11 protein-coding genes are annotated in these 11,072 nt (G+C 64.3%); 8 read left to right on the top strand and 3 right to left on the bottom strand.

What is annotated here, in order from left to right; translation table 11 throughout:
- Nucleotides 1-287 precede the first annotated feature (287 nt).
- The 7 genes from ACJ2PR_RS33180 to ACJ2PR_RS33150 all read left to right on the top strand — a co-directional run bounded on the left by ACJ2PR_RS33180 (nt 288) and on the right by ACJ2PR_RS33150 (nt 7,653).
- Nucleotides 288-749 (top strand): CopD family protein, encoded by a 462-nt coding sequence (locus ACJ2PR_RS33180; protein WP_446880248.1) that lies wholly within the window; start codon nt 288-290, stop codon nt 747-749.
- A 120-nt stretch (nt 750-869) separates the two neighbouring features.
- A complete protein-coding gene (gene rho, locus ACJ2PR_RS33175; RefSeq protein ID WP_446880247.1) occupies nt 870-2,141 on the top strand; it encodes a transcription termination factor Rho in 1,272 nt (423 codons plus the stop codon).
- A gap of 14 nt (nt 2,142-2,155) precedes the next feature.
- A complete protein-coding gene (gene mnmE, locus ACJ2PR_RS33170) occupies nt 2,156-3,442 on the top strand; it encodes a tRNA uridine-5-carboxymethylaminomethyl(34) synthesis GTPase MnmE (protein WP_446880246.1) in 1,287 nt (428 codons plus the stop codon).
- Between the two features lie 8 nt (nt 3,443-3,450).
- Nucleotides 3,451-5,316 (top strand): tRNA uridine-5-carboxymethylaminomethyl(34) synthesis enzyme MnmG, encoded by a 1,866-nt coding sequence (gene mnmG, locus ACJ2PR_RS33165; protein WP_446880245.1) that lies wholly within the window; start codon nt 3,451-3,453, stop codon nt 5,314-5,316.
- Nucleotides 5,313-5,942 (top strand): 16S rRNA (guanine(527)-N(7))-methyltransferase RsmG, encoded by a 630-nt coding sequence (gene rsmG, locus ACJ2PR_RS33160; RefSeq protein ID WP_446880244.1) that lies wholly within the window; start codon nt 5,313-5,315, stop codon nt 5,940-5,942. The genes mnmG and rsmG overlap by 4 nt, the downstream gene beginning before the upstream one ends.
- Entirely contained in the window at nt 5,935-6,750 is an 816-nt protein-coding gene (locus ACJ2PR_RS33155; protein WP_446880243.1) for a ParA family protein, read from the top strand. The genes rsmG and ACJ2PR_RS33155 overlap by 8 nt, the downstream gene beginning before the upstream one ends.
- A gap of 3 nt (nt 6,751-6,753) precedes the next feature.
- Nucleotides 6,754-7,653 (top strand): ParB/RepB/Spo0J family partition protein, encoded by a 900-nt coding sequence (locus ACJ2PR_RS33150; protein WP_446880242.1) that lies wholly within the window; start codon nt 6,754-6,756, stop codon nt 7,651-7,653.
- Here ACJ2PR_RS33150 and hemW read toward each other — a convergent pair whose 3' ends face one another.
- The 3 genes from hemW to rph are packed head-to-tail and all read right to left on the bottom strand — an operon-like array spanning nt 7,654 to nt 10,147.
- A complete protein-coding gene (gene hemW / locus ACJ2PR_RS33145; RefSeq protein ID WP_446880241.1) occupies nt 7,654-8,826 on the bottom strand; it encodes a radical SAM family heme chaperone HemW in 1,173 nt (390 codons plus the stop codon).
- The gene (gene rdgB, locus ACJ2PR_RS33140) at nt 8,826-9,431 is read right to left on the bottom strand and encodes an RdgB/HAM1 family non-canonical purine NTP pyrophosphatase (RefSeq protein ID WP_446880240.1); all 606 of its coding nucleotides are present in this window, start codon (nt 9,429-9,431) and stop codon (nt 8,826-8,828) included. Before rdgB ends, hemW begins: the two co-directional genes overlap by 1 nt.
- Complete coding sequence (gene rph / locus ACJ2PR_RS33135; protein ID WP_446880239.1) at nt 9,431-10,147, bottom strand: ribonuclease PH; 717 nt, start codon at nt 10,145-10,147, stop codon at nt 9,431-9,433. Before rph ends, rdgB begins: the two co-directional genes overlap by 1 nt.
- Before the next feature lie 67 nt (nt 10,148-10,214).
- Between rph and hrcA the strand changes: the two genes are divergently transcribed.
- Nucleotides 10,215-11,072: heat-inducible transcriptional repressor HrcA (gene hrcA / locus ACJ2PR_RS33130; protein WP_446880238.1), on the top strand; the 858-nt coding region annotated here is incomplete at its 3' end.

Here is an 11,072-nt window from a genome sequence, read left to right as displayed (position 1 = left end):
GAATTGTCACGCGGGACGGGAGAAGGGGTTGTGCCGGGGATGGGGATGAAGCGCGCCTGTGGATTGTGCGCGGCGGGGTGTTCTTCTATCATCCTGAAGTTGAATGATTTTTCTGGATGCTGTCGAAACGCGCCGGTGTTTTCCCGGAATTGTCCCCAGCCCCCTCCCTGTGGACGGCTCTGGGGGCGGGCGGGGAAATTCCGTTCTGCACAGGCCCTACATCATCCACATTCCTTCTTTCATTCTTTCTTAATAGAAGGAAGACGAACGCTGGTCTGGTGGACAGGATGCTTGGGACGATCACGGATTTTCTGGCCGACTGGTATCTGGTGACGAAGTCGCTGCATGTGGTGTCGGTGATTTCCTGGATGGCGGGGATCTTCTATCTGCCGCGGCTGTTCGTCTACCATGTCGAGCAGGTCGAGGCCGGGTCGGCGACGGACCAGATGTTCCAGGTGATGGAGCGGCGCCTGCTGCGGGGGATCATGAACCCGGCGATGATCGCGACCTGGGTCTTCGGGCTGGCGCTGGTCTTCACGCCGGGGGTGGTGGACTGGTCCTTCGTCTGGCCCTGGGTCAAGGCGGGGGCGGTGCTGGTGATGACCTGGTTCCACCACTGGCTGGGCCTGCGGCGAAAGGAGTTCATGGCGGGGACGAACAGCCGCTCGGGCCGGACCTACCGGCTGATGAACGAGGTTCCGACGATCCTGATGCTGGTCATCGTCTTCGCGGTCATCACCCGCTTCTGATTGACTTTTGCTGTAGCCCCGATTAGGTGCGGCGTTGCAGGGCCGTCCGGCCCATCGCACTTCCCGTCCCAAATCCGCCGAGACCCCCCGTGACGGGCGTGGTCCGCCCAAAGGTATTCCATGACTGTCGAACGCTTGAACCTCTCTGAACTCAAGGCCAAGACCCCGGCCGATCTTCTGGCCATGGCCGAGGAGTGGGAGATCGAGAACGCCCCGTCGATGCGCAAGGGCGAGATGATGTTCTCGATCCTGAAGGAGCATGCCGAGGAAGGCTGGGAGATCGGCGGCGACGGCGTGCTGGAAGTTCTGCAGGACGGGTTCGGCTTTCTCCGCTCACCTTCGGCCAACTATCTGCCCGGCCCGGATGACATCTATGTCTCGCCCGACATCCTGCGGCAGTTCTCGTTGCGCACGGGCGATACCATCGAAGGCCTGATGCAGGCGCCGAAGGAGAACGAGAAGTATTTCAGCATGACCAAGGTCACGCGGATCAACTTCGATGACCCGGAGAAAGCCAAGCACAAGGTCCACTTCGACAACCTGACGCCCCTGTACCCGGACGAGCGACTGAAGATGGAAGTCGAGGACCCGACGATCAAGGACCGCTCGGCCCGGATCATCGACCTGGTGGCGCCCATCGGCAAAGGCCAGCGCGGGCTGATCGTGGCACCGCCGCGGACCGGCAAGACGGTGCTTTTGCAGAACATCGCCAACTCGATCGCGCAGAACCATCCGGAGTGCTATCTGATCGTCCTGCTGATCGACGAACGCCCCGAGGAAGTCACCGACATGCAGCGCACGGTGAAGGGGGAGGTTGTCGCCTCGACCTTCGACGAACCGGCAACGCGGCACGTCGCGGTGGCCGAGATGGTGATCGAGAAGGCCAAGCGCCTGGTCGAACACAAGCGCGACGTGGTGATCCTGCTCGACTCGATCACCCGACTGGGCCGCGCGTTCAACACCGTCGTCCCGTCCTCGGGCAAGGTGCTGACCGGCGGTGTGGACGCGAACGCGTTGCAGCGGCCGAAGCGGTTCTTCGGGGCTGCCCGGAACATCGAGGAAGGCGGGTCGCTGACCATCATCGCGACGGCGCTGATCGACACGGGCAGCCGGATGGACGAGGTCATCTTTGAAGAATTCAAGGGCACGGGTAACTCGGAAATCGTGCTGGACCGCAAGGTCGCCGACAAGCGCGTGTTCCCGGCGATGGACATCCTGAAGTCCGGCACCCGGAAAGAGGACCTGCTGGTCGACAAGATGGACCTGCAGAAGACCTATGTCCTGCGCCGCATCCTGAACCCGATGGGGACGACGGATGCGATCGAATTCCTGATTTCCAAGCTGAAGCAGACGAAGACGAACAGCGAGTTCTTCGAGTCGATGAACACCTAGATCGGGCGGCGGCGATGGACACGATCTATGCCCTCGCCACGGCGCGGGGTCGGTCGGGCCTCGCCGTGGTGCGGATCTCGGGACCGGGCGCTTTCGCGGCCGGTCTTGCGCTTTGTGGCACCCTTCCGGCGGCGCGGGTGGCGGGGCTGCGGCGGCTGGTCTGGGGCGGGGAGCTCTTGGACGAGGCTTTGGTGCTGCCCTTTGCCGAGGGCGCGAGCTTCACCGGCGAGGCGGTGGTGGAACTGCACTGCCACGGGGGCCCGGCGGTGGTGAGTGCGGTGCTGCGCGCCTTGGCCGAGCAGCCGGGGCTACGGCTGGCCGAGCCGGGGGAGTTCACCCGTCGCGCGCTGGAGAACGGTGTGCTGGACCTGGCGCAGGTCGAGGGGCTGGCCGACCTGATCGACGCCGAGACCGAGGCGCAGCGTCGCCAGGCGGTGCGGGTGCTGTCGGGGTCGGTGGGGCAAAAGGTCGATGGCTGGCGGCGCGATCTGATCCGGGCCGGGGCGCTGCTGGAGGCCACGATTGATTTCGCGGACGAGGACGTGCCGGTGGATGTCTCGCCCGAAGTGCTGGCGCTGATCGACGGGCTGATGGCGGACCTTGTGCGCGAGGCGGCGGGGGTGACGGCGGCAGAGCGGATCCGGGACGGGTTCGAAGTGGCCATCGTCGGCGCGCCGAATGCGGGGAAGTCGACCCTGCTGAACCAGCTGGCGGGGCGCGAGGCGGCGATCACCAGCGAGATCGCCGGGACGACGCGGGATGTGATCGAGGTGCGGATGGAGATTGCCGGGCTTCCGGTGACCTTTCTGGACACGGCGGGCCTGCGCGAGACCGAGGATCGGCTGGAGCAGGCAGGGATCGACCGCGCCCTGGCGCGCGCCCGGGCGGCGGATTTGCGACTGTTCCTTTCGGATGGCGCGGAGGTTCCGGGATTGCAGCCAATCGGCGATGATCTTGTGGTTATGGGAAAAGCTGACACAAGATCAGGTATTGCCGGGCTGGCAGTCTCGGGCAAGACGGGGGCTGGAGTGCCGGAACTGATGGCACGGATCGGCGAAATCCTGGGGGAGCGCGTAGGCTCGGCCGGCGCTTTGGTGCGCGAACGGCATCGCGTGGCAGTGACGACGGCAATTCGCTCTCTGGCCGAGTCACGGGCGGAAGTGGTAAGACCCGACTCGCGCGTCGAGCTGGCGGCGGAGCATCTGCGGCAGGCTGTCCGGGCAATGGATGCCCTTGTTGGCCGAGTGGATGTCGACGACCTTCTGGGAGAGATCTTCGCCAGCTTCTGCATCGGTAAGTGAGGTTTCACGTGAAACACTACGACGTCATCGTGATCGGCGGCGGCCATGCGGGCGCTGAAGCTGCTGCGGCCGCGGCCCGGATGGGTGTGCGGGCGGCCCTGGTGACCCTGCGGGTGGAAACGCTGGGCGCGATGTCCTGCAACCCGGCGATCGGGGGCCTGGGCAAGGGGCACCTTGTGCGCGAGATCGACGCGCTGGATGGCGTGATGGGGCGGATGGCGGACAAGGCGGGCATCCAGTTCCGCCTGCTGAACCGCCGGAAGGGGCCTGCCGTGCAGGGGCCGCGTGCGCAGATCGACCGGCGCTTGTACCGGGAGGCGATGCGGGCGGAACTGCTGGCGACGCCGGGTCTGGAGGTCATCGAAGGCGAAGTGGCGGGGCTGCGTCTGGTCGGGGGCGCCGTCGCCGGGGTTGTGCTCGGCTCGGGGGTGGAGCTGTCGTCAGGGCGCGTTGTGCTGACGGCAGGGACGTTCCTGAACGGCGTGATCCACATCGGCGACCGGCGGATGTCCGGCGGCCGGATGGGTGATTCGCCATCGAAGCTGCTGGCGGCGCAGCTGGCGGAGCTGGCGCTGCCGGTCGGGCGGCTGAAGACCGGCACTCCGCCGCGACTGGACGGCCGGACGATCGACTGGGCACAGCTGGAGATGCAGCCGGGCGACGATGAGCCGGTGCTGTTCTCCTTCCTGAGCAGTCGGCCCGAGGCCCGGCAGATATCTTGCGGGATCACGCATACCTCGGAAGCGACGCACCAGATCGTGCGGGATAACCTGGGCCGCTCCGCTATGTATGGGGGCCACATCGAGGGTGTCGGTCCGCGGTATTGCCCGTCGATCGAGGACAAGGTTGTGCGTTTCGCCGACAAGACCTCGCATCAGGTGTTCCTGGAGCCGGAGGGGCTGGACGACTGCACGGTCTATCCGAACGGTCTGTCGACGTCGCTTCCCGAAGAGGTTCAGCACGCCTACATCCGGACGATCCCGGGCCTGGAGCAGACGGTGATTCTGCAGCCGGGCTATGCGATCGAGTATGACTACTTCGATCCGCGGGGTCTGCACAGCACACTGGAAACCCGGGCGGTACAGGGCTTGTATTTTGCGGGGCAGATCAACGGCACGACAGGGTACGAGGAAGCGGGAGCGCAAGGTATTGTAGCGGGGCTGAATGCGGCCGCAGCTGCTAGAGGGTCCGCGCCGGTCGAGTTCAGCCGCACGGACAGCTACATCGGCGTGATGATCGACGACCTCATTTCGCGCGGAGTGACTGAGCCCTACCGCATGTTCACGTCGCGCGCCGAGTTCCGGCTGTCGATCCGGGCGGACAACGCCGACCGTCGGCTGACGCCCCTCGGGATCAGCGCGGGATGCGTTTCCGATGCCCGTTGCAAAGCCTTTGCTGCGAAGCAGGAAGCACTTGATGCCGGGCGCAAAGCGCTTCTTTCGGTTCACGTCGGGCCGAAAGCGCTGAACCAGGCGGGGATCGCTGTCAGCATGGACGGCGGGAAGCGGTCCGCCTACGAGATTCTGTCGTTGCCGGGTGTTGAACTTCCACATCTAGTGGCCGCGATCCCGGACTTCGCATTTGTGGACAGCGGAATCCTGGCACAGCTTCAGATCGATTCGACGTACGAGCAGTACGAAAGCCGGCAGGCCAAGGAAGTTGCAGACTTGCGGCGGCAGGAAACGCAGCGCATTCCGGCGGATGTGGACTACAGCCAGATTTCCGGCCTGTCGAACGAATTGAAGCAGAAGTTGGCACGCGTAAAGCCCGAAACGATCTTCCACGCTTCGCGGATTGAAGGCGTGACGCCAGCAGCTTTGCTTCTCGTCCTCGCCCATCTTCGCAAGCCGCAGTCGGAGCGGCTTGCAGGATGACACAACCAGCAGAAACTGCTGTCGCGGGTTTCGATGTTTCACGTGAAACATTCGCGGCGCTGAGAAGCTTCGAATCGCTCGTTCGAAAGTGGACGCCTGCCATCAATCTTGTCAGCAAGTCATCAGTCAACACTCTTTGGGATCGGCATGTCGTAGACTCGGCGCAAGTCTTTTCCGTTGTCCCGACCGAGTCCGTCAAGCGCTGGGTGGACCTTGGATCGGGCGGAGGATTTCCAGGCCTTGTCGTTGCTATTCTTGCAAAGGAACTGCGCCCAGCTTTGCGCGTCACGCTTGTGGAAGCTGACTTGCGCAAAGCGGCCTTTCTCCAGCAAGCAGCACACGCGCTGTCACTGAACGTTGAAGTACTGCGAAGCCGGATCGAGTCGTTGGCGCCCTTGAATGCCGATGTCTTGTCAGCCCGCGCGCTGGCCCCCCTTGCGCAGCTGCTGGAGTTTGCCGAGAAGCACTTGTCGGAGAACGGGACAGCAGTCTTTCCCAAAGGCGCTCGGTTTTCAGACGAAATCGCGGACGCCCGCAAGGTCTGGAGCTTTGACATAGACACGCAATCCAGCGTTTCCGACAGCGACGCATCCATCCTTCTGATCAGGAATATCCATCGTGCTTAGGACTGACCGGCCGCAGACTCACATTCTTGCGCTTGCCAACCAGAAGGGCGGCGTCGGAAAGACGACTACCGCCATCAATCTGGCAGCGGGGCTTGCCGAACTTGGCTGGAAAGTCCTGCTCGTCGATATCGACCCACAGGGAAACTCTTCGACGGGGTTGGGAATACGCCCGGACGCTCGGAAGAAGACGAGCTATGACTTGATTGTGGATAACGCCGATCTACAGGATGTTGTGATCGCGACCGGCGTTCCCGACGTCATGATCATTCCGGCCAACGCAGACTTGTCGTCTGCCGACCTGGACATCGTGTCGAACGAGAAGCGGAGCTACTTGCTGCATGACGCGTTGCGGCGGCCGGAGATGGATGAATACGGGTTCGATTACATCCTGATCGACTGCCCCCCCGCATTGAGCCTGCTGACAGTGAACGCGCTTGTCGCGTGCGATTCGGTCCTTGTCCCGCTGCAGTGCGAGTTCTTTGCGCTTGAAGGCCTTTCCCAGTTGATGCTGACGATTCGCGATGTGCGCCGGTCCGCCAACCCGGACCTGCGGATCGAAGGGGTTGTGTTGACGATGCATGACCGACGCAACAGATTGACGGCCCAAGTCGAAGCGGACGCCAGGACCAATATGGGCGACCTGGTCCTGAAGACCACGATCCCACGCAATGTGCGAATCAGTGAGGCGCCGTCCTATGCGCTGCCGGTCCTGACCTACGACCCCGGCTCGAAAGGCGCTGAAGCCTACCGCGCGCTGGCCCGTGAGATATCCGATCGTCGCAAAACGCCCGAAGTTGCAGAGGCTTAAGACATGAACAGCAAGAGCGAAAAGCGGGGCCTCGGCCGCGGATTGTCGGCCCTGATGGCCGATGTGCATCTGGCCGGACCCGAACAGATGGCGTCCGCGCGCAAAGCCGAGCTGCATGTTCCCGTCGACAAGCTGGAGCCAAACCCTCAGCAGCCGCGCCTCGATTTCAGGCGTGAGGAGCTTGAGTCGCTGGCCGATTCGATTCGGCAGAAGGGCGTGATCCAGCCGCTGATCGTGCGCAGGAAGCCGGGGCGGGATGTCTATGAAATTGTTGCGGGCGAGCGACGCTGGCGCGCGGCGCAGATCGCGCAGTTGCACGAAGTTCCCGTTGTTGTCCGGGACCTTAGCGACAGTGAAGTGCTGGAAGTCGCAATCATCGAGAATATCCAGCGGGCAGACCTGAACGCCATCGAAGAGGCGCTTGGCTTCCGGCAGCTGATGACCCGATTCGGGCACACGCAGGAAAAGCTGGCCGAGGCCTTGAGCAAGAGCCGGAGCCACGTGGCGAATCTGTTGCGGCTGCTGTCTTTGCCGACCGATGTGCAGGATCTTGTGCGCGACGGGAAGCTTTCCGCGGGCCATGCACGGGCGCTGATCGGAAGCCCGAAAGCCTCGGAGCTGGCCGCACAAGTGGTGGCCAAGGGACTTTCGGTGCGCGAGGTGGAGCGGCTGATGAAGGCCCTCGATGCGGCCAAACCGTCCGGTCCGAAAGGGGCGGCCGGGGCGGAGAAGGACGCGGACACGCGGGCCCTGGAGGGGGATCTTTCGGCGAACCTGAAGATGCCGGTGCGGATCGAGCATTCCTCCGGCGGGGAAAGCGGGCAGCTGGTGATCCGCTATGCCACGCTAGATGACCTCGACAGGTTGTGTCGGCTTTTGTCCCAGCTACCAGATGAAGACTGATCAGGCCCCGCTTTGACGGTCCGCCAGCAGAGCGCGGAGGATGCCGTTCAGCATCATGACACCTCGATCGGTCGTGGAAATCCGGTCGCCGTCGCATGCCACAAGGCCGAGGCCTTCCACCTCGGCCAGGGCCACTTCGGACAGGGGCTGTCCGGCCAGAGCCGCGTACCGCGACAGGAAAGCGCCCTCACGAAGGCGCAGGGCGAACATCAGGTATTCACTGGCGCGGTCCTGAGCGCCAAGGCGTTCAATGGTTTCAGCAAGGCCGGGTTTGGCGAGAGTGCGGTCCAGCCAAGGAGTCGGCTGACGCTCAGCCTCGATGGCGAATCGGGTCGAATCGAGGGTGAGTCGGCCGTGGGCTCCGGGGCCGATGCCGGCGTAGTCGCCCATTCGCCAGTAGATCAGATTGTGCCGTGATTCGTCGCCGGGACGGGCATGATTCGAGACCTCGTAGGCGGGGAGGCCTGCTTGCCGGGTGACTTCCTGCGTCAGTTCGAACATGTCGGCTGAAAGGTCTTCCTCGGGCAGGCCCTTGAGGAGGTTCCTGGCGTGCATCTGGCCGAAGACGGTACCATCCTCGATGGTCAGTTGGTAAAGCGAGAGGTGGCTGGTGCCGAAGTCGAGCGCGCGGCCGAGTTCGTCGCGCCAGGCGGCGAGGGTCTGGTTCTGGCGGGCGTAGATCAGGTCGATCGAGACGCGGTCGAAGGTGGACTGGGCGATGGCGATGGCCTTTGCGGCCTCATCGACGGAGTGCATCCGGCCAAGGCGGCGGAGGTCGTCGGGGTCAAGCGACTGGATTCCAAGGGAAACACGGTTGACGCCTGCTTCGGCGTAGGCCTCGAAGCGGGCGGCCTCGACGCTGCCGGGGTTGGCCTCCAAGGTGATCTCGATGTCGTTCGCAAGGGTCCAGGTGGCGCGGATGCGGTCGAGGATGCCCTGGACGGTTGCGGCCTCCATCAGGGAAGGCGTGCCGCCGCCGAAGAAGATTGTGTTGAGGATGCGGCCTTGGGTCACGGCGCCGATGCGGTCGATTTCGAGTTGGAAGGCTTGCAGCCAGCGGGATTGGTCGATGCGGGCGGCGACGTGGCTGTTGAAGTCGCAGTAGGGGCATTTCGACTGGCAGAAGGGCCAGTGTATATACAGACCAAACCCTGCGTGGCGCCAGTCATCCATCAGGGGAACAGGGTGGCGACGAGTTTCTGGAAGGCGTCGGCTCGGTGGGAGAGACGGTTCTTTTCCCAGCGGTCCATCTCGCCGAAGGTCTGGGTGTAGCCGTCGGGCAGGAAGATGGGGTCGAAGCCGTGGCCCTGTTCGCCGCGGCCGGGCCAGACCAGGCGACCGGGGGACTTTCCTTCAAAAACAAGGTCTTGGCCGTCGGGCGACGCGAGGACGAGGGTGCAGCAGAACTGGGCGGTGCGGGGTTCGGGGGCGTGGATGGCCTCCAGCTCGCGCCAGACACGCTCCATCCCGACGGCGAAGTCGCGGCCCTTGGAGGTGGTGGCCCAGTCGGCGGTGAAGACTCCGGGTGCGCCGCCGAGGGCATCAACTGCGAGGCCCGAGTCGTCGGCCAGCGCGACGAGGCCGGAGGCTTTGGCGGCGGCGTGGGCCTTGAGGCGGGCGTTGCCGATGAAGGTGGTCTCGGTTTCCTCGGGCTCGGGGAGGCCTAGGTCCCCCGCGCCGATGACGGTTACGTCGAAGGGAGCCAGAAGATCGGCGATCTCTTCCAGCTTGCCACGGTTGTGCGTGGCGACGAGGAGACGATCCCCACGGTGCAGCATTACAGGCCCAGGGCCGCTTTCTGGGCGGCGACCAAGGCGGCGTTGCCCTGGCGGGCGAGGTCGAGGAGGTGGAGAAGCTCATCCTGGCTGAAGGCGGATCCCTCGGCGGACATCTGGACCTCGATCAGCTTGCCGGCGCCGGTCATGACGAAGTTGCCGTCAGTCCCCGCAGCCGAATCCTCGGCGTAGTCGAGGTCGAGGACGGGCTGTCCGGCGTAGACGCCGCAGGAAACGGCCGAGACGTGGTCAAGCATCGGGTCAGAGGTGATGACGCCGGAGGCCAGCAGCTTGTTCACCGCAAGCCGCAAAGCCACCCAGCCGCCAGTGATCGAGGCGCAGCGGGTGCCGCCGTCGGCCTGGATGACGTCACAGTCGACGACGATCTGGCGCTCGCCCAGGGCCTGCCGGTCCACGCCGGCGCGCAGAGAACGGCCGATAAGGCGTTGGATTTCCTGCGTCCGTCCAGACTGCTTGCCCGCCGCAGCCTCGCGCCGGGTGCGCGAGTTGGTGGCGCGGGGCAGCATCCCGTATTCGGCGGTGACCCAGCCCTGGCCGGTGTTCTTCAGGAAGGGCGGCGCCTTGTCCTCGATCGTGGCGGAACAGAGGACGTGGGTTTCGCCCATCTTGATCAGGCAGGAGCCCTCGGCATGTTTCATCACGTTGGTTTCGATTGAAACCGCCCGTAGATCGCTTAGTTTTCTGCCAGACGGGCGCATCGCCGAACCTTTCCTTGGGATGCGGCCACATATGCAACCAGGGCGCAGGGATGCAACCCCGATTACCATGACCAGCCAGCCGATCCTGTCCGACATGAACGACCGCACGCGCGAGGTTTTCCGGCGGGTGGTCGAGGGCTATCTGAACTCGGGCGAGCCGGTCGGGTCGCGCACCCTGACACGGACGCTGTCCGAGAAAGTCTCGGCCGCAACGGTGCGGAATGTCATGCAGGATCTGGAGTATCTGGGGCTTCTGGACAGCCCGCACATCTCGGCCGGGCGGGTGCCGACGCAAGCCGGACTTCGGATGTTCGTGGACAGCCTGCTGGAGGTGGGCCAGGTCGCGCCGGAGGATCAGGAGAAGATCGACGCCACTCTGGGGGTGAACGACCACGATGTGACGACCCTGCTGGACGAGGTGGGCGCGGCGCTTTCGGTGATCACGCGGGGCGCAAGTGTCGTGCTGGCACCGAAGCGTGAAGCGGCTATCCGGCATATCGAGTTCGTCAGCCTGGCACCGGACCGGGCGCTGGTGGTGCTGGTCTTTGCCGACGGGCAGGTGGAGAACCGGATTTTCGCGCCGCCGCCTGGACAGACGCCGTCCTCGATGCGGGAGGCGGCCAATTTCCTGAATGCGCTGGCCGAAGGCCGGACGCTCTCGGAGTTGCGGGCAAGCATCGTGTCCGAGATCGCCAAGCGGCGGCAGGAAATCGATTCGCTGGCGCGGGAGATGGTCGAAAGCGGCTTTGCGCTGTGGGAGAACGCGGGCGAGCCTTCGGAGCGGCTGATCGTGCGCGGACGGTCGAACCTGATTGGCGAAGCAGCGGACCAGGCCGAGATCGACCGCATCCGGGTGCTGTTTGACGATCTGGAACGCAAGCGGGACATCGCCGAATTCCTGAACCTGACCGAGGCGGGCGAAGGC

The organism is Phormidesmis sp. 146-33, assembly GCF_052939515.1.
The sequence above is the reverse complement of the archived record's forward strand: the minus strand, read 5'-3'. Positions and strand labels throughout refer to the sequence as shown.